Origin of the sequence: Nostoc sp. (assembly GCF_036917375.1) — a bacterium.
Classification (GTDB): domain Bacteria; phylum Cyanobacteriota; class Cyanobacteriia; order Cyanobacteriales; family Nostocaceae; genus Nostoc.
Genome location: NZ_JBALDN010000041.1, coordinates 25772 through 47862, shown reverse-complemented (window position 1 = coordinate 47862; position 22091 = coordinate 25772). Strand labels below are relative to the sequence as shown.

General features: G+C 42.3%; 17 protein-coding genes. 9 read left to right on the top strand and 8 right to left on the bottom strand.

The features are described 5' to 3' along the window. Positions 1-18: 18 nt before the first annotated feature. From eboC to V7K45_RS10045, 3 genes are all read right to left on the bottom strand, one after another. Positions 19-951 (bottom strand): UbiA-like protein EboC, encoded by a 933-nt coding sequence (gene eboC / locus V7K45_RS10055; protein WP_335002890.1) that lies wholly within the window; start codon positions 949-951, stop codon positions 19-21. 88 nt (positions 952-1039) lie between these two features. After that, complete coding sequence (locus V7K45_RS10050; RefSeq protein ID WP_335002887.1) at positions 1040-1999, bottom strand: TatD family hydrolase; 960 nt, start codon at positions 1997-1999, stop codon at positions 1040-1042. Between the two features lie 92 nt (positions 2000-2091). Continuing rightward, a complete protein-coding gene (locus V7K45_RS10045) occupies positions 2092-2973 on the bottom strand; it encodes an EboA family metabolite traffic protein (protein ID WP_335002885.1) in 882 nt (293 codons plus the stop codon). Positions 2974-3448: 475 nt separating this feature from the next. Here V7K45_RS10045 and V7K45_RS10040 point away from each other — a divergent pair, with 475 nt between their 5' ends. Further along, positions 3449-4651 (top strand): 3-dehydroquinate synthase, encoded by a 1203-nt coding sequence (locus V7K45_RS10040; RefSeq protein ID WP_335002883.1) that lies wholly within the window; start codon positions 3449-3451, stop codon positions 4649-4651. 131 nt (positions 4652-4782) lie between these two features. Here the strand turns inward: V7K45_RS10040 and V7K45_RS10035 are convergent, their stop codons facing one another. The 3 genes from V7K45_RS10035 to V7K45_RS10025 form a co-directional block, all read right to left on the bottom strand. Beyond that, positions 4783-5088 (bottom strand): HigA family addiction module antitoxin, encoded by a 306-nt coding sequence (locus tag V7K45_RS10035; protein WP_335002880.1) that lies wholly within the window; start codon positions 5086-5088, stop codon positions 4783-4785. Positions 5089-5101: 13 nt separating this feature from the next. Further along, positions 5102-5395: a type II toxin-antitoxin system RelE/ParE family toxin gene (locus tag V7K45_RS10030; protein ID WP_335002878.1), complete on the bottom strand. Its 294-nt coding sequence runs from the start codon at positions 5393-5395 to the stop codon at positions 5102-5104. A 78-nt stretch (positions 5396-5473) separates the two neighbouring features. Next, positions 5474-6172, bottom strand: a complete 699-nt coding sequence (locus V7K45_RS10025) for a YdcF family protein (protein ID WP_335002876.1) — start codon at positions 6170-6172, stop codon at positions 5474-5476. Between the two features lie 313 nt (positions 6173-6485). Between V7K45_RS10025 and ctpB the strand changes: the two genes are divergently transcribed. From ctpB to V7K45_RS10005, 4 genes are all read left to right on the top strand, one after another. Continuing rightward, positions 6486-7826 carry a carboxyl-terminal processing protease CtpB gene (gene ctpB / locus V7K45_RS10020; protein ID WP_335002873.1) on the top strand — a complete coding sequence of 447 codons (1341 nt, stop codon included), beginning with the start codon at positions 6486-6488 and terminating at the stop codon, positions 7824-7826. Between the two features lie 137 nt (positions 7827-7963). After that, positions 7964-8932: a glycosyltransferase gene (locus V7K45_RS10015; RefSeq protein ID WP_335002871.1), complete on the top strand. Its 969-nt coding sequence runs from the start codon at positions 7964-7966 to the stop codon at positions 8930-8932. Positions 8933-9508: 576 nt separating this feature from the next. Then, positions 9509-11494: a putative bifunctional diguanylate cyclase/phosphodiesterase gene (locus V7K45_RS10010; RefSeq protein ID WP_335002869.1), complete on the top strand. Its 1986-nt coding sequence runs from the start codon at positions 9509-9511 to the stop codon at positions 11492-11494. Positions 11495-11995: 501 nt separating this feature from the next. Beyond that, positions 11996-12691 carry a response regulator transcription factor gene (locus tag V7K45_RS10005; RefSeq protein ID WP_322671518.1) on the top strand — a complete coding sequence of 232 codons (696 nt, stop codon included), beginning with the start codon at positions 11996-11998 and terminating at the stop codon, positions 12689-12691. Between the two features lie 633 nt (positions 12692-13324). On the opposite strand, the gene V7K45_RS10000 is transcribed toward V7K45_RS10005, so the two are convergent. After that, positions 13325-13609 (bottom strand): Npun_R1517 family heterocyst differentiation transcriptional regulator, encoded by a 285-nt coding sequence (locus V7K45_RS10000; protein WP_094350942.1) that lies wholly within the window; start codon positions 13607-13609, stop codon positions 13325-13327. A gap of 866 nt (positions 13610-14475) precedes the next feature. Here V7K45_RS10000 and V7K45_RS09995 point away from each other — a divergent pair. The 4 genes from V7K45_RS09995 to V7K45_RS09980 all read left to right on the top strand — a co-directional run bounded on the left by V7K45_RS09995 (position 14476) and on the right by V7K45_RS09980 (position 20370). Next, positions 14476-14835, top strand: a complete 360-nt coding sequence (locus V7K45_RS09995) for an NAD(P)H-quinone oxidoreductase subunit M (RefSeq protein ID WP_335002866.1) — start codon at positions 14476-14478, stop codon at positions 14833-14835. 553 nt (positions 14836-15388) lie between these two features. Continuing rightward, positions 15389-17653, top strand: coding sequence for a protein phosphatase 2C domain-containing protein (locus tag V7K45_RS09990; RefSeq protein WP_335002864.1), 2265 nt, complete (start codon positions 15389-15391; stop codon positions 17651-17653). 350 nt (positions 17654-18003) lie between these two features. Next, positions 18004-19578 carry a CHAT domain-containing protein gene (locus tag V7K45_RS09985; RefSeq protein ID WP_335002862.1) on the top strand — a complete coding sequence of 525 codons (1575 nt, stop codon included), beginning with the start codon at positions 18004-18006 and terminating at the stop codon, positions 19576-19578. A 147-nt stretch (positions 19579-19725) separates the two neighbouring features. Further along, positions 19726-20370, top strand: coding sequence for a hypothetical protein (locus V7K45_RS09980; RefSeq protein ID WP_335002860.1), 645 nt, complete (start codon positions 19726-19728; stop codon positions 20368-20370). A 288-nt stretch (positions 20371-20658) separates the two neighbouring features. Here the strand turns inward: V7K45_RS09980 and V7K45_RS09975 are convergent, their stop codons facing one another. Beyond that, positions 20659-22041 carry a PrsW family glutamic-type intramembrane protease gene (locus V7K45_RS09975; protein WP_335002858.1) on the bottom strand — a complete coding sequence of 461 codons (1383 nt, stop codon included), beginning with the start codon at positions 22039-22041 and terminating at the stop codon, positions 20659-20661. Positions 22042-22091 lie beyond the last annotated feature (50 nt).

The following is a 22091-nucleotide window of genomic DNA, read 5'->3' as shown; positions in this document are numbered from 1 at the left end:
GGGTGTATACATTCAAATTTAAGTAACAGCAAATACTTTTGCTAACTTCATCGAAATTGGTAGCAAGATTAGAACGAATAAACCGTAATACAAACCAGCAAAACCAGATGCAACGGTTGCATCTAAGACTATTAGAGATAAAACGCCTATTCTCACAGCATTGCGGATATTTTCGGCTATCGGTTCCCGCGCCGCTTTGATAAAGTTAGGCAAGATTATGATAGCTAAGAAAATAGCAAATGGTAGGGCTGCGATCGCTGTATACTCTTCTAATAATCCTAAAGCTAAAACTGCGGTCAAAACTATTGCAATTAGAAGTAGCGCGAGTACTCCCGTAATCTTCTTACCACCGTGAACTTCACCCTGACTAATTGCGGTGATAGCAGCAATATAAAGAACAGGAATCAGTGCTAAATACCAACGTTCTCCGATTATTTCGGGTACAGCACTTACACCTAATAATAAGTTACTGCCACGACACAAACCCATATTTAAAGGGCCAAAAAAAGGATGATGTTTGGCAAGTGAATTATAGAGAAGGCATGAAAGAGTGATAAAAATAGCGATCGCACCACTCAATAACGATACTTGAAAAGCAGCTATAATCCCGATTGTAAACAGTATACTTCCCAAGAAAGTAGCATTTTGACGAGATACGCGACCACTGGGAATTGCTCTATTTGGGCGCTCTTTCGCATCTAATTCGGCATCAAAAACATCATTAAAAACTATACCGCCGCCATATAAACCAGTTGTAGCTAATAACAACCAAGCTAATGGAATTAGTATGGTAAAAGTTGCTTCACCATTAATTAATTTAGCAAAAATAATTCCAGAGCCAGAAGCAGCAAAACCTAGAAGAATATCCGCCCAAGCAGTAACAATATTAGCAGGACGCATCAATTCTAGATAACCCCGCCAGCTTTGAAAATTTAAGCTTGCAACATTCACTTATCTGCCTCCGTGCCTAGTATTTCTCAAAATAAACCGCATATTACAAATTAACCAGATATTTATACAACTCCTCACAGTCAATTTTCTATTCAATCAACACAAAATCTGAAACTGATTTGATTCCTGGTTCCTGTCCCCGTAGCACAGAATTACCACTGAACATTTGACGTTGATCGATAGATTGAGGATTGAGCCAATCTGAAGCTTTCATCTGCCCAGTTTGACTGTAAGCAGCTAGGGCATTTTCATAACAAACTGCTTGCACATGTTCTTCAGGAATGCCCCTCTCTAACATCAACTGAGCCGTTTTTGGGACTGCCAAAGGATCGCTAATACCCCAATCAGCACTACTATCTACAATGATGCGATCGCATCCATACTTACGGACAACTTCTACCATCCGGGCGTTACCCATCTTCGTCTGTGGGTAAATCGTGAAAGCTGCCCAAAAACCTCGTCCTAATACTTCTTCAACAGTTTCTTCGTTATTGTGATCGATAACTACTTGTGAAGGATCTAAGCCATATTCAATACAGCGATCCATACTCCGACTAGCACCCGCCTTCTTATTACGGTGAGGAGTATGAATTAGTACCAACGTATCGAGTTCTTTGGCTAATTCTAACTGTTGACAAAAGTACTTATCCTCTGCTTCTGTCATATCGTCATAGCCAATTTCACCAATGGCAACAACTCCTTCTTTACAGGCATAAAGTGGTAGCAGTTCCATAACTTCAGCTGCTAGCGCTTCATTGTTAGCTTCTTTCGGATTTAGGCCGATTGTGCAGTAGTGTTGGATGCCAAACTGACTAGCACGAAACCGTTCCCAACCTACAAGACTACTGAAATAGTCTTTAAATGAGCCAGCGTTAGTTCGGGGTTGTCCTAACCAAAAGGCTGGTTCAATAACGGCGACAATTCCATATTCCCGCATTACTAAGTAATCGTAAGTAGTACGGGAACACATGTGAATGTGAGGATCGATAAACATCATGGTTTTAATAATTGGGCATTGGGAAAGAGGAGGCAGAAGGCAGGTGGTCACTGAGCGTAGTCGAAGTGAGGCAGGAGGCAGAAGTACTTTAATTTTGAATTGATTTCTCCCTCATCTCCACTTTATTTGTAAACAAAGAGGCGTTAGTGCAGCTTGCCGCAGGCATTGCGGCTAAAACTGCTCCAAGTCAGATTACCTTGTTGAATGGATGACTGTAAATCTGGATAATGAGAGAGTAATGCTTGCGCTTGGGGTAAAGGAGACTCAGCACAAGCTAAGGCTGCTGCTTCTTGCTCGTGTATATCCCCATTAGCCAGTACTTTTTCCAAATCTGTAATGATGGCGCTATCCGCAAACCGCCCTATAGGTCGCCAAAGTTCTGGCGTAACTGAGCGTTTAGCTGCCCAACGTTCATGGGCATAGTCTGCCAACATCCTCGCCAATTCTGGGTTAGCACGCCGATCTAGACCCCAAATTAGATGCAAGGGACTGCCGACAAACACAGCCTTCAGCACCATCTGATTCCAAGCAGCATTATCTAAGTAATTCGCTGGATAAGGGTTACGTAATGCTATGGCTTGAAATACATTACTCATATTGCTGCGAATTCCCTCAGCAGTACGATGGCGATGTAACTCTGGATGTGGTAAGAGCGGCAAACTTTGATAAAGGGCAACTAACTCCCCCATATCGGCAGTGGAGAAGACTCGATCGAGCGATCGCACATAGCCCTCAGCATCATCGTGGGGCAAAGCTAAAAGCAAAAGTGTGCGACCTGCTTGATCTACACTCCAATTACCAGGATACCAGCCGGGAATCAGATCCTCTGCTGCTTCCAAGTCCTGGAATGTTAGCTGCAAATCCTGTTTACCTAGATAACGCGGCACAGCACTAAAAGCCGTAAAAAACACTCTCTCAGCAGCGCCGCTAGCAATCTGTGCCTGCTTCTGTTCCAACCAAGTAAAAGCTTTCTCTGAAACAGACTTTAACAGCCAGTGATGCAGTAATTTGTTTACTTTACTCATGATAAATTCAGGATAAGTTGCCCAACTTTTTTGTGACAACCAAGTATAAAATATAGCACTAAACTTGATTTTTTGGGTTTGAAGCAGTTAGATAATATCTGATTGGGATTGTAACTTCACTGAATCTATAAAAATATCCTGACTTTAAAGAAGATACTGTAAAGATACCATTTTGATTAGATAAATCCTCAAATTATCTTACGGAAAAAAATTAGAATTTTATGTAATAATGAACCCCATTACTAACCTCAGATATAAAGTATAGGCATTGATATAAATTGTAAATTCATATTATTTGGAACTTTATATGCTAGGTGAAGACACTTGAAAAGTATAATTAATTTAGTAAATAAATTTATCTAGTAGTTTATTTAAATCTTGAATTACGTGATGGATTTATTTTGTCTATATTGCTGTTAACTTGAATTGCAATAGTGTATTTATTTACAGCTACTTAAAAAGTAATAATATTCAAATGGCTATTCAACAAAAAAGCGCTCTTAATTTACAACCAATTAACCAATGTGTCCGCGTTACCTTCAATTATAATGTTCACTTCACTAAAGGTCTGTTTGAGTTAGATAATCCTTTACTTGCACAAGCGATCGCCGCAGATGCAGAGACAACGCCGAAACAAGTGCTAGCTGTGGTAGATGCAGGATTTTTACAGTATCAAGATGGGCTATTAAAAAAATTATCAGCCTATGCCCAATGTTATGAAGATATATTAACACTGAGCGGTGAGCCGATAGTAGTTCCAGGTGGAGAAGCAGTCAAAAACGATTCTAGATTTATAGAGCAAATTCATCAGCAGATCAATGCAGCTGGATTGTGCCGTCACTCCTACGTCTTAGCAATTGGAGGTGGAGCCGTCCTAGACATGGCAGGATACGCAGCAACCACAGCTCATCGAGGAATTCGGCTGCTACGAGTACCAACAACAGTATTAGGGCAAAATGATTCGGGTGTAGGAGTAAAAAACGGAATCAATGCCTTCGGTAAGAAAAACTTTTTGGGTACATTCATGCCACCTTATGCTGTCTTGAATGACTTTGATTTTCTTACTAGCCTCGACGATCGAGATTGGCGATCGGGCATTGCAGAAGCAGTGAAAGTAGCACTGATTAAAGATGCAGATTTCTTCGATTTCATTATGACTAATGCCGAGAAATTGGCTAATCGAGACATGGACATAATGGAAAGACTAATTTATCGCTGTTCTCAGTTGCACTTAGAGCATATTGCTGGTAATGGCGATCCCTTTGAAATGGGTTCATCGCGTCCTTTAGACTTTGGACACTGGGCTGCTCACAAACTGGAGCATTTAACTAATTACAGCTTACGTCATGGTGAAGCTGTAGCGATCGGCATCGCTTTAGATACAACCTATTCATATTTAACAGGGCAACTCTTGCAATCAGAGTGGCAAAGGGTTCTAACTACACTCAAAAAATTAGGCTTTACTTTGTACGTATCGGCGTTGACAGAGCAGTTAGATCGACTAGACCATCCGCATTGTCTATTTAGGGGGCTTACGGAATTCCGCGAACATTTAGGAGGAAAATTGACAATTACCCTTCTACAAGGAATCGGAGAGGGAATTGAAGTTAATCAGGTGGATTTGTCTTTGTATAGAGATGCGATTTTGATGCTGCAAGATTGGGAACTTTTGCATTGATTCTCCCTTGGATGCAATTAGCAAAAAGGATGTTTAACAACAAGCCTGGAGGTGGAGAGTAAGATTTTCTTCACCTTTGCTCAATTACGATTATTTTATGCAAATATACTGCTGAATTTTTCAAGCGATCGCTACTTCGTGATTCGGAATTGCAAAATACTTTTTAGTTCCTCTTCTTCTTCCTTGAGAACATAGTAAAGTTCCCAGTTTTGTTGGAGATTTAACCAAAACTCTGAGCTATTTCCAAAAAATTTTGATAACCTGATTGCAGTACTAGGTGTAATACCTCGCTTTTGATTTACAAGCTCATTTATTCGCTGATAAGGAACGTGAAGTGCATCTGCAAGTTCTCTTTGAGTTATTCCCATTGGCTCTAGAAAATCTTTAAGTAATATTTCACCTGGATGTGATGGGGGTCTATACTTTGGAACTCTCATCTGTTGTTATCTCCTAATGGTAATCGACTATTTCAACTTCTGATGCACCCTGGAGTGTCCATATAAAGCAAATTCGATATTGGTCATTAATCCGAATACTATGCTGACCTTTACGCTCACCTTTTAGTACTTCTAACCTGTTACCCGGTGGAACTTTAATGTCATCTAGAGATAAGGCTGCATTAAGTTGATCTAATTTTCTACGTGCAACTTCCCAACAGTATATAGGACATTGCTTTCGAGCTTCCTTTGAGTCATTGCCATCAAAAATATCTTCGGTTCCTTGATCCTTAAATGATACTATCATAATTAGCATGATGACACGGTTATCATGCTATCAAAAAACGGAGTAGCATTATAGTCCTCTGGTAGATCCCCATCTCCCTTATCTCCTCAAGCCTCCTTGGTGTTCGCAATGAAAACCTCGATGCTCCCAAGCTTGCATATCTACATCAGTAAGTTTTGTCACATTTGAGCATTGCGGTTGAATAATTTGACTTAAAATCGCCCAAAATAAGCTGCGCGTTACATCTAATCCAGTTTTAGTCCAAGATTCCCGATTACCAGGAACACCCAATTCTTGAACAATTTCTGGCTCAACCCAAATACCATGAGCGCCAAAAAGAATCTGTGCCATCCATTTAGCTCTGGGTAAATGACTGGGCGAGGTAATCAACATGACTTTATGCACTCCCCAACGGCGCAGAATTGGAATACCATAATAAAAATTTTCAAAGGTAGAATTCGCGCAGTTCTCTAACCAAACGTTTTGTAACTCTGCTAATTCCGCCTCAAAAATTAACCGTATACAGGGATCTGGGGAACCATGAGAAATTAAAATTGGGGTTTGTGGGTATTGTTTTGCTAGTTGGGCAACATAAGTTTCTCGACGAATACTGCCACCTAGCACTAATATTGCATCTATTGGCTGCGAAGAAGCAAAAAGTAAGGTTATAGTAGTGAAAATCAGCCAGACACCCAGGACAACGTACAATCCACCACTGAGTTTTTGTAACAATTGCCACAGATTAGCAGATTTTTTTTTAATAGAAATTAATGATTTGTTGGTAAATTTGCGTTTCATGACTTAAGTAAGAAAAACTGATTTTATTGCTGTATAACAGTACTGCAATTCAGTGAGCAAAGTGCTATCTTATAAAAGTAATCTAAAATGCAAAGATGACGCTAATTAAAGTGTCACACGCTCAGTATAGCCTTCCGGAGTAGACTAACAAACTGAGAAATGATTGTTAATAACTAATGCGAAATTTTTGGCATCATTATAAGGATAAAAATGATGAAGAAGCATAGTTGATTCTGAGGTATAAAAACTTAAAAATTTCTGGAAAGCCTGATTGCTAAACTGTCAAAAACACAATTATTCCAGCTAAGTATACATGAACCAATCTGCGAAAAGTTACTCACCGCTCCAAGTAGCCTTGATTGGTGGAGCGATCGCCACAACTGCTACCATATCCGTATTCGGCCCCGCTTGGACTCGTGGTGTCCGTGCTGCTCTAGCCCTACAAGACAGCCCAAAAGTGATAGTTGACCAAGTTTGGCAACTGGTAAATCATGAATATGTTGATGGTAAATTTAATCAACAAGATTGGCAAGCAACCAGGCAAAGCCTGTTGAGCAAAGACTACTCTTCTAAGGAAGAAGCATACACTGCCATCCGCGAAGCTTTACAAAAATTGGGAGACCCTTACACTCGGTTCATGGACCCCCAACAATTTGAAGCCCTGACGAACCAAACATCTGGGGAAGTCTCTGGTATCGGCATTCGGATGGAAGTGAACGAAAAAACTCAACAGCTCACGGTTGTCGAAGCCATAGAAAACTCTCCGGCGCTGAAAGCTGGAATCAAAGCAGGCGATCAAATTTTGGCAATTGACGGCAAATCCACTCTCAAAATGAAAGTGGATGATGCTTCAAAGCTTATCCGTGGCAAAGCGGGTACTCCCATTAAGCTACGATTGGGACGCACAGGCCAAAATGCCTTTGATTTGAAGCTCACAAGAGCAAGTATTGAAGTCCCAACGGTACGCTATACCCTCAGACAAGAAGGGAATCGCCGCGTTGGCTATATCCGTTTGCGGGAATTTAGCGCCCACGCCGCAGACCAAATGCAACGAGCCATCCGCGATTTGAACACTAAGAAAGTTGATTCTTATGTCTTGGATTTGCGGGGAAATCCTGGCGGTTTGTTGCAGGCAAGCATTGAAATTGCTCGGATGTGGTATGACAACGGCGGAATTGTCAAGACAATAGACCGTGTAGGCAGCAGCGAAGAAACTAAAGCCAATCGCACTGCTCTAACAAATCGTCCTTTGGCTGTCTTAGTGGATGGCAATTCAGCTAGTGCTAGTGAAATCCTTACAGGGGCACTCAAGGATAATAAACGGGCGGTAGTCGTGGGGGGTCAAACCTTTGGCAAAGCCTTAGTTCAGTCAGTTCATGAACTCGCAGATGGTTCCGGCTTGGCTGTCACCATTGCCCATTACTACACCCCAGCGGGAACGGATATTAACCACAAAGGAATTACACCAGATATCAAGCTAGACTTGACAGAGGCACAAGAGCGTCAATTGGCTTCTAATCCAGATTTAATCGGAACTAAGAGCGATCCCCAATATGCTCGAGCGATCGCAATTCTATCAAATAATAACTTTGCCCAGCCACCAGCAAATCAACCGACTCGACCCATGAGCCGCGCCGATAACCTGAAATTTTAGGTGAGTGATTTGTTACCAGGTGTTCATATATTCCCAAATCCAGATTTTTGGAGTTATGGAAACTGCTTGATACTATCATTCCAAGATTTGGGATTGGGAATACTAGCTAGTAATCCCATCCCCAAAATCTTAGATTTATGAATCATCAGCCAGTTGATGCAACCACCGCCACCAGCTTTTTACCAATGGTGTCTGTGGTTGTTCCTATTTATAACGGTGAGGCAGATTTACCAGAGTTAATCAATTGTCTGTTGTCTCAAACTTACCCAAAAGACCGGGTAGAATACTTTTTGGTAGACAACAACAGTAGCGATCGCACTCTCACCATCCTGAAAACATCTGCTGAAAATTGCCCAATTACAATTCGCACTTTGAGCGAGAATCAAATTCAAAGCTCTTACGCTGCTCGTAATACTGGGATTCGCGCCGCTACGAGTGAAATTATCGTTTTTACCGATGCAGATTGTCGCCCACAACCGCAATGGTTAGATACACTAATTCAGCCTTTTGTCAACCCAGAAGTGGTAATTGTTGCTGGTGAAATTTTGGCACTACCAGGCACAACTCTGCTAGAACAACACGCAGACCGTCAAGAAACTTTATCGCAAAAGCATACCCTGAACCATTCCTTTCGTCCCTATGGTCAAACAGCTAATTTGGCGATTCGGCACATTGCCTTTGAAAAAGTGGGTTTATTTCGTCCCTATCTGACTACTGGTGGTGATGCTGATATTTGTTGGCGGATTTTGGGGGAAAACATCGGGCGTTTAGAATTTGCCCCAAATGCGATCGTTCAGCACCGCCACCGCGCTACACTTCAAGAACTACAGAGTCAATGGCGGCGTTATGGACGCTCAAATCGCTATCTGCACGAACTGCACGGTGTAGATTTAATGCGAGAGATGACACCCAAAGAATACGGCTATCGTTTGGCACGTTGGTTATTGAAAGAAGTACCAAGAGATATTAAAAAGGCGTTGGTGCAGCAAGCCACCCTTGTAGATTTATTAAGTACTCCCATTGGTTTGTTCACAGCTAGGGCGCGTACTGCTGGACAAAGAGACGCCAAGCTACCAGAGAATGCCAAGATAATTGCTCGACTCTAATGAAGAAAAAGAGCGTTGCTGATTTAGATGTGTAAATCTTGGTATAGAGACGTTGCAACTGCTAGTCTCTACAAAGGTTTTGAAATTACGCAAAATCATTTTCATAGCTGAATTCAGTAACACCTGAGCAAAAACGTTCTTGTCAGTCTAGAAGCATTAACTGACAACCTTATTCTTTGTTTAGCTCACAAAAGCGAATGTATCTTAAGAAGTATTTTCAAAAGCACGTAAAGCAAATATGCTGTTATTAATCTTTGGGCTTTAGTACCTTATATTCAATAAAATAAAAATTTCAGTAGGTAGGGCTTGTTGCCACTCAGCACTTTGTTGGCACTAAATAGGGCTAAAAGTTGATTGAGGCTACACAAATTTGATTGCTTCGTGATTATTGAAAGATAAATTAGTAAATCAAAAAACCAACTTCTTTAAGATTTATTTATAGAGTGTCCGATCTTTCAAGTAACCTTCTCTCCTTGCCTGCTCAATAGCGTCTGAAGTCTTGAAGAAAGCATGAGATTTGCTTCCACTGCTTTCTTCATTCACACTTACGCTTTATAGTTTTGTGAGTTGAGCAACATGAAAGTGGATGGATTTAATCAACAGATAGATAAATTGCGCTCACAGATACAGGAACTATTAAAATGCTATGGAACTAAACTGAACTCACAACAGGAGATGATAACAGAGGCTTTCGAGGAACTTAACACCGCAATGGAAGAACTATTGACAGCTTCCGAGGAGTTAAAGGTAACACGAGCGGCAGTAGAGAAAGAACGCCAGCGTTACCAAGACTTGTTCGAGTTTGTTCCAGATGGTTACTTGGTAACTGATACCAACGGGATAATCCAAGAGGCTAACCATGTAGCAGCAACTTTGCTCGATGTGCAACAAAAATATTTAGTAGGTAAACCATTAATTCTTTTTATTGCTCAACAAGACCGCCAGTCCTTTAACTCTCAAATAAACAATTTGCAGGAGATAGTGAATTGGGAAATTCACCTACAGCCACGGGCAGGAACGCCTTTTCCTGCTAATGTGAAAGCGTCTGTAGTATACGACGCTGAGAAGAAGTACCTTGGCTGGCGTTGGCTGTTATGCAACATCAGTGAACGCAAACAAGCTGAAGAAATGTTGTACCGAGCTTACAGTGAGTTAGAAATACGGGTGGCGGAACGGACAGCGGAACTGGTAAAAGCAAATCAGAAATTGTTAAATGAAATTACAGAACGTAAAAGAGTCGAGTCACAACTACTGCACCTTGCTTTTCACGATGCATTGACGGGTCTGGCAAACCGCGTTGCATTTATGGACCGCCTAAAACATGCGATAAATTATTCAAAACGGCATTCAGATTATCTATATGCTGTACTATTTATCGACCTAGATCGGTTTAAGGTGATCAATGACAGCCTTGGACACTTAAATGGAGACCAATTGCTGCTTGCTATTGCAAGTAGATTACAAATATGTGTACGCTCCATAGATACAGCGGCACGGCTTGGGGGAGACGAATTTACAATCCTGCTTGAGGGAATCCAGGATATGTCAGATGCCATCAAAGTCGCTGAACGGATTCAGAAGGAACTGGCATTACCCTTTGAACTTGACGGACAAGAAGTCTTCATCACGGCAAGTATTGGCATCGCGTTGAGTTCGACAGTAGACTATCAACACCCAGAAGAACTGTTGAGGGATGCAGATACAGCAATGTATCGAGCCAAAATGATAGGCAGAGCGCGTTATGAGCTATTCAACTCAGAGATGTATGCTGATGCTCTGGCGAGATTGCAATTAGAGACTGATTTGCGGCGAGCAATTGAACGCGAAGAATTTCGGGTTTATTACCAACCGATTGTTTCGCTCGCTAGTGGCTCTATTTTAGGTTTTGAGGCTCTACTGCGCTGGCAGCATCCAGAGCGTGGTCTGCTTAATTCAGCAGATTTTATTCCCCTAGCAGAGGAAACTGGACTAATTTTCTCCATTGGCAAATGGGCTTTGCATGAAGCCTGCCGCCAAATGCAAGTTTGGCGGGTATGCCATTGTTCTAAATTACTAGAGAAAATTAGTGTTAATATCTCCGTCAAGCAATTTTCTCAGCCGGATTTGATAGAGCAGATTGGACAAATTTTGCACTCAACTGGCCTTGATGCTGGCACTCTAATGTTAGAGATTACTGAAAAGGCAATTGTGGAAAATGGCGATAAGGTAACTGCCGCAATCTTACAACTTCGAGAGATGGGCATTGAGTTATCAATTGATGACTTTGGTACGGGCTACTCTTCATTGGGTGGTCTTTATAACTTTCCGATTAGTGTGTTGAAAATTGACCGTTCTTTCATCAGCCGAATGGGTACTAATAGTAAAAATTTAGAAATTATTGAGATAATTGTCACCTTGGCACACAAACTAGGTGTAAATGTGCTTGCCGAAGGGGTAGAGACAAAAGAGCAACTATTACTTCTAAGAAAGTTAAACTGTCAATATGCCCAGGGACATTTTTTCTCAGTTCCGTTAAATAGCTCGGCAGCAGAGGCATTAATTATGGAAAATCCTCAGTGGTAAGGGTTATTAAGAAATTCGTAATTGATAAGAACGCTCTTTTTATTCTCATAGCAATCATGAATCATAGCTACTAAAGACTGCCTTACTATATGGTCGCTTAGTTTGATTCAAGACGAGCCAACTTTCCTTCGCGATAGCCAACATGAAACCATCAACTGTTGGGATCTTGCTATGGGGGAATGTTGAAACACTTTGCGGCCACCCTCAATACGGTTCGGTTAAAGGGGAAAGGGAAAAGGGAAAAGGGAAAGGTTTTGAATACATCCTTTACCCTTTACCCCTTCCCCTTTTCCCAGACCGGAGGAAAGTGAAAAATGCTTATCCGAACCGTATTGCGGCCACCCTGTCCCGATGAAAGCACGATCTCGTTAATGTAGGGACATTGATGGAGGCACAGATGTGAACTTTAAAAGCTTTTAAGGCGGTAGAGGTGAATTCAAGTTGCTCAATGCCTACCAACTTTCGCTAAATTGGAAAAAGGAAAACTTATGGGAATTTTAAATGTCAGCACAATTGTTACTGGTGGATGATGAACCAGGGATACGGGAAGCCGTGAAAGACTATTTGCAAGAGAGCGGTTTCAGCGTTCAAGTCGCCAGTAACGCCCTTGAAGGTTGGGAATGGATGCAGCTGAATACACCTGATTTAGTGATTTCTGATGTAATGATGCCTCAAGTGGATGGCTATCAGTTCCTGAAGCAACTACGGGAAGACCCCCGTTTTCAAGCACTCCCAGTAGTATTTTTAACTGCTAAAGGTATGACAGGCGATCGCATTCAAGGCTATCACGCTGGTGTTGATGCCTATCTACCAAAACCCTTCGACCCAGACGAGTTAGTGGCTATAGTCGAAAATTTGCTAGCCCGTCGCGCCGCTAAGGCTGCGAGTACGGGAGATGACGCTGAAACCCCCGATCTTGCTGAACTAGCCAATCAGATTTCCCAAATTAAAGCATTGTTAACTCAAAGAAATGCTATTTCCCAATCGCCAGCCCCTTTTAAAATTGATTTGACTCCTAGAGAACAAAGTGTTTTAAATTTGGTCGCAGAAGGGTTGATGAACAAAGAAATCGCCCGTCGCTTAGAAACCAGCGTCCGCAATGTAGAAAAATACGTCAGTCGTTTATTTAGTAAAACCGGTACCAATAGCCGGACAGAGTTAGTTCGTTTTGCTCTAGAACACGGTCTTGCTAAATAGGGATTGGGCATTGGTCATGGGAAAGAGGACAAGGGGACAAGGAGAATTGGAGACAAGGGGAAAGACTTGTTGTAAGTTCTAACTTTTGTCACCTTGTCACCTTGTCACCTTGTCCCCCTTGTCCCCTCTGCTTCCCCTGCTCCCTTATCCCCTACTCCCCTACTCCTGGGTAATCGGTAATAGGTAACTGGCTGCTAAACCATGACCTATTACCAGTAATAGATAAAACATAAGTATTTCAGCAAATCAGGCACTTAGCTTAAGCAAAAAGCTAAAAGAAAGGTTATTTATTTTTACTTTGGTCTTTTAGGTTTTCATTTGATTTGCGCCTGTTGTCCAATTCCCCATCTGTAAAGACACAGGGTTTTATTATTCTGCAATGTTTTGATAAAAACTCGGTAAAATGCACCCGGCTGAATTTGCTTTCAGATTCTACCAGTACCCTTTGCTACAAAGTTTTTAATAGCGGAAACTGTTCCTGGGACTTTGCGCTGCTAAATAAGACTTTCACAAGGTAGAAATCAAAATATTTTATGAAATCTACTGACTGCTTAGTTTTTATGGCAACGGGGGTATGGGATCAACATTTGATTTGATGCCCAATTCACGTTTTTCACTACTTAAATTACACCTTTAGGTTGGAGAATTTTCCGCGACATTACGCAAGCGCATTAGCTGACGCCGCATTTGAGGCGAGGCTTTAAACTCTGATACTTCCTGGGCTTTAACGGACGCTTGGAGCGTTTCTAGAAAGTCATCAGAACCTTCGGTTAAAGCATCAAGTAGCACTTGTAAGAGTTGCTCGCGATCGCTCAATAGACTCTTTTCCTCAATCAACCGAAATTTGAGATGTATTTCACACTCATAAACACCTACTTCGAGATTATTTATCTGGCGTGGTAATGCTTTGGAGTTCATAGCTATTGAGATTCCTTTACTTGGTTGTCATGAGGGTAAGGAGGTAGATGTCCAGCAAAATTCTTTATATCTCTTTTGAATCCAAAGTGCTTGAATTAAGAATTTTTCTTCATCAATCACCTTTGTATTCTATTTCACTCTCCTGTGGTGTATTTTCAAGCTAAATTTTCAGTGTCTAGATTTTAAGGTTTCTGTGCCAGATGTAGCTTATGGTAAGCCATAACTATTATTCAGTTTTTAAGATTCTACACAATAAAGTTTCTGTAAGAAGTTGTTCAACCTTTTTAAAGGTTTTTACCTCAACTTTATGTGAACGTCAATAACAGTTTGACTTGTTACTCAAATTTTGGTGTTTATACGTAAGTAAAACCGCTTAAATTTTTGGAGTTTATTAAAGCCAGCAGTCGATGTAGCGCTATTGCGTGAAATTACTTGATGTACGTTTTTTGCAATAGAAAATTCAGGATAAATTGCTCGGCATAATTATTAATGTCAAAACTTTTGTTCTCTATAAAAAAAGCACATAGAGCAAATAATTTCTGCTGAGTGCCCTGCCCTACTGACTTTTGGGCTTGATTGAGTCCAAAAATCTTAGCAGTAAGTCAGATTCGCAGACTAAATGAAAATACTTTACCAATTAATTTTTACAGAAAAATAATTCGACTACTGTCAGTAGTAGCAGTTAAATATATCTTCAACTCATAACAGTAGTAGCAAACTCATCAGTAAAGGTGATATTTTTACTTATGACCATTCAATGTACCCTTTTAAAACAGCATTCAAAGCTTTGAAATTGAGAGCATTCAAGCTCGGATATAAGGTCTACAATAATTTCAGTGTAATCCACGCAAATCTTACACCTTTTTATGGATAACCCGATGCTGCTCAAGTCCACAACCCGGCATATCCGCATTTTTGCAGGTGAAATTGACCGGGATGGCGATCTAGTTCCTAGTCAACAAGTCTTAACCTTAGATGTTGACCCAGATAACGAATTTAATTGGAATGAAGATGCACTACAAAAAATTTATCGAAAATTTGATGAATTAGTAGAAGCATCTAGTGGCGCAGACCTCACAGACTATAATTTGCGCCGTGTGGGGTCAGACTTAGAGCATTATCTGCGATCGCTTCTGCAACTCGGCGAAGTCAGCTACAATCTTTCTGCTCGTGTTACTAATTACAGCATGGGAGTCCCTCAAGTTGCCACTGACGACAAGCAATAAGCCAATGAGTTGGTAGCGGGCTGCCTGAACCCTTCTGTACAAAGAGTGCTGAGTTCCGAGTTTTGAGTGCTGAGTGGGGCAGAGAGGAGAATAACTCTTAACTCAGCACTCAGCACTCAGCACTATTGAATGCATTTATCAGGTACTTTTGCCAAATTTAATATTTGCTATTCTTAATTCTTAAATTAAAGTTAATTCTTGCTATCCTACTTATAAACTAAATAAATACCAACATTCTCTGCCTGTTAATGATGGGGTAATTTAGTAAAAACAAATCGCGCAGTTATGCTTGGGTTATGCTGTGGTGACAGGGTTGGAGTTAGTTGCTTTGGCGATGAAGAGTCACAGGGCAATAGAAGCTATGATTAGGCTGTAGGGTTGAGTTAGGAGCGTATTTTTTGGATTCGGATAAAGTATTAGCACCTGCTGATATCCGCCAGCTAAAATCATCATCTAAAGTCTGGGTATGTCAAGTTTAAGAAAGATGAGCGGTCTAGATTGTCCCTACTAATGTTATTAAAGAAATTGCCAATCGCTGATCGGTGCGAAAACTATGGAAAATGACGCGGCAACGCTCTACTGTCCAAACGAAAATTGTCAGGCTGCCAACCCCCTGACTCACAAGTTTTGCCAGCGATGTTCGACGCCTCTACCCAAAACTTATCTCTGGGCTGTGGTAGATAGCCCAAGTGTGGGTAGCCCAGGAGAAATATTAGCCGATCGCTATTTAATCCTTGATAAATTTGTTCTTTTAGATACGAAGCCTGGTTTATTAGCGCTAACGCCTGAGTTAGATAATTTGCAGCCTCTAAAAGCGTACCTGAGACTGATTCCCTACCGTCTACACGTACCGCAGGTATATGGAGTGCTTTTTGTTGCTGACGGGTCTTCCCACCGAGAAATATTACTCTTAGAAAAACCGCCACTATTAGTAGATGACACTATCCAACAAGTCCATTTGGGTAGCGAGTTAACCACCGCTTGGCGCGATGCAACATCAATGCGCCAACTAAATTGGTTATGGCAAATAGCTCATCTGTGGCAACCTCTAGTAAGTGAAGGTGTCGCCTCTAGCTTACTTGACTCTTATGTATTACGAGTAGAAGGATCGTTAGTCAGGTTGTTGGAATTGCGTTTTGACAGCGCCACATCACCAGAATTGCCGCAATTAGGTGAATTTTGGCAGCAGTTGGTCAGCACTGCCAAACCAGCGATCGCGGAATTTGTCGATCGCGTTAGCCTGGCTTTAATTCAGGGAGAGATTAATTCCACCGATCAATTAATCGGAGTTTTAGATCGGGGACTAGCTGGGTTAGGGCGATCGCAAACACCCACGATCCAAATTATCACCAAAACCGACACCGGGCCAAGTCGTCAACGTAACGAAGATGCCTGTAGCCCTCCCAGTGGAACTCTGGTGAGCAAACCACCCCAGCCAACAGCCTTAGCAATTGTCTGTGATGGCATCGGTGGACACGAGGGTGGCAATGTCGCCTCAAATTTAGCCATTGAAACCATCCAGCAGCAGGTACAGCAACTAACAAAGGTTCCTTACGACCACATAGACCCTTCACTGCTGCTGAATGACCTAGATAAGGCAGTGGCCATGGCCAATGACAAAATCAGTCAGCGCAATGACGGTGAAAATCGCCAAGGCCGTCAACGCATGGGCACGACTTTAGTCATGGCATTGCCTGTTGCTCATGAAATGTACATTACCCACGTCGGTGATAGTCGTGCTTACTGGATTACACGCCACGGCTGTTATCAAGTTACCCTTGATGATGATGTCGCCTCCCGTGAAGTGCGACTGGGTTATGCCATTTACCGCGAGGCAGTGCAACAGAGTGCGGCTGGCTCTCTCGTCCAAGCTTTGGGTATGGGTTCTAGTACTTCATTGCATCCCACATCGGGAAGATTTATGCTCGATGAAGATGCTGTTTTTCTGCTCACATCCGATGGTTTGAGTGACTTCGATCGGGTAGAGGAGTACTGGGAAACAGAAATTTTGCCGATTTTAGCTGGGGAAGCAAATATAGCAACTGTTGCCGATCGATTAGTCGAAATTGCTAATACTAAAAATGGACACGATAATGTCACCGTCGCTTTAGTTCACTATCAAGTTCAATATTGGGAACCAGAAATCACCATCCAAGCAGTGATTCCCCAGAGCTATTCTGCCAAAACTGTTGATTTAGCATCCAAGGCGACAGATGCGACACTTTTAGGCAGCCCAAACCACAAGACTCAGGTGATTCCAGACACTGAGCCTGCTAGAAGTCGTCAATTCCCTCTACAGTGGATAGTTCCATTAATATTTGTGGTAGCAGCAGGTTTTTTAGGATTGTTCGTCAAACAACTGCGAGGAACCTCTCCAATTTTTTCCAATCCCTTACAAACTCAAAACCCTGGCATTGAAACGACACCTACACTGCCGCCGCGATCGCTAGCTAATCTTTCTCCTGGTTGGGTAATTAAAACCAATAATGACATATCCTTGGGAAACAACCAATCACTCCCCCGTGGGACTTTTTTAGAAGTTATTGAGAAAAAATCAAATCCAAATCCTGCTTCTGGCAGTTTTTTGGTGTCTATGCGAGTCTGTGCCAATAAAAGTACCCAAACTCCAGCTAATCCTAATAACCCAGCTGTAACTACCTCAGTTCCCGCAAATTCAAAACCTTTGCCAGCAACAGTATTGCTAAACTCCTCCCAAGTCAACCGTTTTGGCATTGTTTTACAATCAGACGCACCAAATCCATGTAGAACTGTCACGCAACCGCCAGTTACCGAACCATCTGACACCAGTCCAACTTAATCAAATACTCGATAAACTGGTAAAAACCTGGAATAATAACAGATAACAATCAGAGTAAAAAACTTGCAAGGTCAAAAAAGTAGAAAATTTTCACCTTGGAGAATTGTTATCAAAACATAATTTAGGAGTCAGGTGGTCACTGAGCGTAGTCGAAGTGAGTCAGAATTAAGAATGAATTATGTACTACTGGTGGATGAATAACCGAGTTCAAAACCCCCACCATATCTCTAATTTGGTGTAACACAATTAATGTCAGGTTTAAATCCCCTACTCATTTATTCTGAATTCTGGCGTATCTGTTTTCTTCTTCTCTTGAAATTATTTTTTTTAGCTTTTAGTTTAATGAATCCATGCCATCCCTGAATTTGGCGATCGCCCGTCTCGTAAATACTGGCACTGACAACTTCGCCATTTGGGTGGTCAAGGCTCCGTATCCCAGTGGCTACGTTTTACGTGACTGTGTATGGCCTGTTGAACTTACCCAAGTCTGGCAAGAATGGCAGCAGATGTTTGCTGGTCATGGTCGCCTAGATATTTCCCCTAACTCAACATCTCAAAAGAGCAACCCATTTCCCATAGATTGGATTTCACCCCCTTCAGGTCAACCTACTGGCCCCTACAGCAGTCGTCTGATGCAATACTTGGGAATGAATTTATGGCGCTGGGTATTCGACGGGCAAATTCTTGGTAGTCTAGAACGCAGTCGCGGTATTGCAATGGGTCAGCATACACGTTTGCGCTTTCGACTAGAAATTCGCGACCCGGATCTGATCGCTTTCCCTTGGGAAATTATGCAGCGTGAGCCTGGTCAATCGGCGATGTCTCTCTCACAAGATTTACTATTTAGTCGCACCAGCACTGAAGTTGAGCCTTTACCGCATTTGCGAACTGACCAAGCTTTAAGTATTCTGCTGGTTTTAGGTCATGATGACAAGCTACAACTAGAACAAGAAGCCGCTATCTTACAGCAAGCTCTTGCAGATACGCCTGGTAATTCCCAAAGATATGCACCTTGCGTAGTAAATCAACTCATTCAACCAACTCCACAACAGTTGATTGATGAATTAGAAACCAAAGAATACAATGTTTTCTTTTACGCTGGACATGGTTTGCCAGACCCAGACGGAGGATTACTGTTTTTGCGACCAGATATGCCCCTCAATGGCATAGAATTGGCGCAAGTATTGACCCGTACAGGTGTGAAATTAGCGGTTTTCAACGCCTGTTGGGGCGCACAACCAGCTGCGATCGATCATCAAGCTATCCCTGCCAGTAGTTTAGCAGAAGTATTGATTCGTCATGGTGTGCCTGCCGTTTTGGGGATGCGCGATGAAATCGCTGACCATGAAAGCCACAGTTTTATTCAAGCCTTTACCGAAGCTTTGCGATCGCACAAGCCAATTGATGAAGCCGTAGCACAGGCTAGGCAAGAGTTGTTAACACTGTATAAATTTAATCAACCTGCTTGGACTTTGCCTGTTCTCTACCTGCATCCAGATTTTAATGGCGAACTGATTAAAAATCTGGATGAAGGTATTACCGAACTTCCAGATACAGCTATTCCTGATGTCGGTTCCTCGCTTCCGATTGCCAGTTTACGATCGCTGACTCCAAAAGGTAAAACCTGGTTACTGCGTTATGGAGTTACCCGCATCGGCCGCACGAAAGATAATGATATTGTTATTCCCGAACCATCTGTATCCAAACGCCACGCCGAAATCTTCTGCCGCAATACTCTTACAGATGCTACACTAATGCGAACTTATTACTTGCAAGATTTTTCCACCTATGGGACAACCTGGTTTTTAGGCCCTAATGGCTGGCAACAAATCCTCCGAGAGGAAGTCCCTTTGAAATCGGGAATGCAGTTAAAGTTTGGAAGTGCTAGAGGTGAGACCTGGGAGTTTGTGATTGAAGACTCCTAGCGGAGCTATTGCACAAATGAATTTGAGCCTTTAGCATTAACTTTTAAAATCTGTTTTTTTTGGAGAAAAAATCAACAGTTTTTGCGGAAATCTCCTCTTAGAACTTGTAGCTGTCAATACCACCAAATAATCATGAGGGAAGAAAACATGGCTCACAAAATTAACGGCTCAGACACTTTCTCATCTTTGCCATCTCAATTAGATTTGGAGTTATTAGAAGCGTTACTAGAACCAGAGGATGCTAACTATCCTTGGAATCCAGGTGATGAGGAATCAGAAGCTTATTTTCAAGAACTAGAACAACAGTTCGGAATGGAAGATTTGCAGGGTGTTGAATTAATGAGGCGATCGCAAGATTTTTACGGACATCTAGATACACTTTGGTCTAGTATTAGTCCTACGCCTGACAATAATAACATACAACAGGCAGTTGTTCTTAACCTTCAAGAAACATTACGTACAAATTTTTCTGCCTGTGTCCCCCAAATATTGCTCAACACTATCGCCAGCAAAGCGGCTGAGATATTTGCTGCTCGCCAATTAATCAGCGAGCAACTGGTTGAGTGCGTTCAGACAGTGCTACCAGCTTGGGGAACAGAGGATCTAATCGTTTTAGCTCGTCCTTTTGCTTACGCTATGCGAAGTAGCGAATCGCAAAATGCGGCATCTGCACTCAGTAATCTTCAAAATAGTGAGTGGACAGATTTATCAGAAGTAGATAAAGCAAAGGTGAGTTTAGCGATCGCTTCTTATGCTTTTACCGAACTTAACAAGTCTCAGCCAGAACTATGAATGGGGAATAGGGAGTAGGAAAACTTTTCATTCTGCGTTGTGTTCGTGTAAACCGCGCTTTGCGTTCACTCGATTCAGAGGTGTCTTTTGCAAAGATGTTGGTTTCCCTTACGCAAGGATATAGAGTCGAAAATCAAGACTTTTTTCAAAAAGTTTAATGATTTTTATTTTTATAAGTATATTTACCCCACAATAAACTAACAGTACGCTGATTCTCAAATGAGGTCATCTATCCCAAGAGGTAAATCCTCCAGCATTAGTTTTTCTCCCCCTGCTCCCCTGCCCCCCCTACTTTGGGCCAAGAAATCGGGTAGCAAAATTTTGCGATCGCGTTGGTGACAGCGCCCGTGCCTTGAGAATTGCCGCCATCAAAAAGGCGTAAGATAACACTCCAACAACTACCAACAGCAAAGCATTGATTGACCCTGTAGCATTCCAGAGAGCGTGGAGTGCAGAGGCGCTCAAATAGCCAATAGACAGAATTTGCCAACTTCTACTAGGTTTGAGGACAGCCAACCCGATAAAATAACCCAGGTAGCCACTATAAGCCATGTGTCCGGCTACAGAGCCTAAAATTCGCGGAATTAGCAGTTGTAAACCTGCGAGTTGACCAGCAGCCCCTATACCCACCTGTTGCGTGACATTTTGAGTGATATCAGGCACATACTGACCGAGAGTTTCCAAGAGAGTGAAGCCAACGGCAGAAGCCGTTCCCAGGAGGATGCCATCTAGAGGTTCCCAGATGCCAATGCGTTCTCGCCAAGGTGAAGACAACATTCTACCGATGGCAAAAGCCCCTAGTACAGGTAATGCCTTGAGTAATTCCTCCATCAACCCAGCGCCAAAAAACATCCGCACCAGCAACTCTGTGAAGGTGATAGATTCTTGTGGTGTGGGCAAGCTTCCAGGCAGGATGCCGCGAAATACGAAAATAAATAGATCCAACAGCGGACTGAGCAAAATCAGGATTGTACCCAATGACGTAGCCATTAGCACCCACCAAGGCTTCTGTTTGCCGCAAAGTTGGTAAACAAAATAGTAGGCAGCGAAGGCGATGTAACTTGCGACGATCACTTGATTAGCCTGGGGCCGTCCGACTGTAGCGAACATTAGCACCACAAAAATTACGGTCAGTATTCCCGGTACGAGGTAAGCTTTACTAGTTAAATCTTTACCAGTGGAAATAATCGGAAAAAGCTGGGTGAAGCTAACAGAATCTGGCTGCTTTAATTGCGTGTGGTTGTGGTAGTTCGTCGCCGAAGGCAACGGTGTAAGTTGGTTTACTGTCGTCGCCGGAGTCAGTGAGGTATACTCGTATTCAAAAATGTATTGCGGCCCATCAGCACCTAGAGAAATGCGATCGCCTGGGTGCAATTCCTGACATTCATATAAGCGTTGTCCATTCAAATAAGTGCCATTAGCACTATTCAAGTCACAAAGCACCCAGCTAAATTTGCTATCTGGGGATAGAGAGAGGGGACGAACCACTGCATGACGACGAGATACCATTCGGTACATCATGGCATCCAAGACAACTTGGCAGCTGGGGTCGCGTCCAATTACCATCTCTTTACTGGGGGGCAGCGAGTAGCGAGATTCTGCTCCCAAAGCTGCCCCATTACCAGACACTAGCCGCAGAAATGCATTATGTCTTGCGTTTTTGCCTGTCATCGATAAGAAGTGCGTTTCTAAACTAATTCTTCACATAATTTGGCAGCAGG

Bases quoted from the DNA above. Each gene is read 5' to 3' on its own strand.
- V7K45_RS10045 (WP_335002885.1), bottom strand. From the start codon at position 2,973: ATGAGTAAAGTAAACAAATTACTGCATCACTGGCTGTTAAAGTCTGTT.
- V7K45_RS10040 (WP_335002883.1), top strand. From the start codon at position 3,449: ATGGCTATTCAACAAAAAAGCGCTCTTAATTTACAACCAATTAACCAA.
- V7K45_RS10035 (WP_335002880.1), bottom strand. From the start codon at position 5,088: ATGAGAGTTCCAAAGTATAGACCCCCATCACATCCAGGTGAAATATTA.
- V7K45_RS10030 (WP_335002878.1), bottom strand. From the start codon at position 5,395: ATGATAGTATCATTTAAGGATCAAGGAACCGAAGATATTTTTGATGGC.
- V7K45_RS10025 (WP_335002876.1), bottom strand. From the start codon at position 6,172: ATGAAACGCAAATTTACCAACAAATCATTAATTTCTATTAAAAAAAAA.
- ctpB (WP_335002873.1), top strand. From the start codon at position 6,486: ATGAACCAATCTGCGAAAAGTTACTCACCGCTCCAAGTAGCCTTGATT.
- V7K45_RS10015 (WP_335002871.1), top strand. From the start codon at position 7,964: ATGAATCATCAGCCAGTTGATGCAACCACCGCCACCAGCTTTTTACCA.
- V7K45_RS10010 (WP_335002869.1), top strand. From the start codon at position 9,509: ATGAAAGTGGATGGATTTAATCAACAGATAGATAAATTGCGCTCACAG.
- V7K45_RS10005 (WP_322671518.1), top strand. From the start codon at position 11,996: ATGTCAGCACAATTGTTACTGGTGGATGATGAACCAGGGATACGGGAA.
- V7K45_RS10000 (WP_094350942.1), bottom strand. From the start codon at position 13,609: ATGAACTCCAAAGCATTACCACGCCAGATAAATAATCTCGAAGTAGGT.
- V7K45_RS09995 (WP_335002866.1), top strand. From the start codon at position 14,476: ATGGATAACCCGATGCTGCTCAAGTCCACAACCCGGCATATCCGCATT.
- V7K45_RS09990 (WP_335002864.1), top strand. From the start codon at position 15,389: ATGGAAAATGACGCGGCAACGCTCTACTGTCCAAACGAAAATTGTCAG.
- V7K45_RS09985 (WP_335002862.1), top strand. From the start codon at position 18,004: ATGCCATCCCTGAATTTGGCGATCGCCCGTCTCGTAAATACTGGCACT.
- V7K45_RS09980 (WP_335002860.1), top strand. From the start codon at position 19,726: ATGGCTCACAAAATTAACGGCTCAGACACTTTCTCATCTTTGCCATCT.
- V7K45_RS09975 (WP_335002858.1), bottom strand. From the start codon at position 22,041: ATGACAGGCAAAAACGCAAGACATAATGCATTTCTGCGGCTAGTGTCT.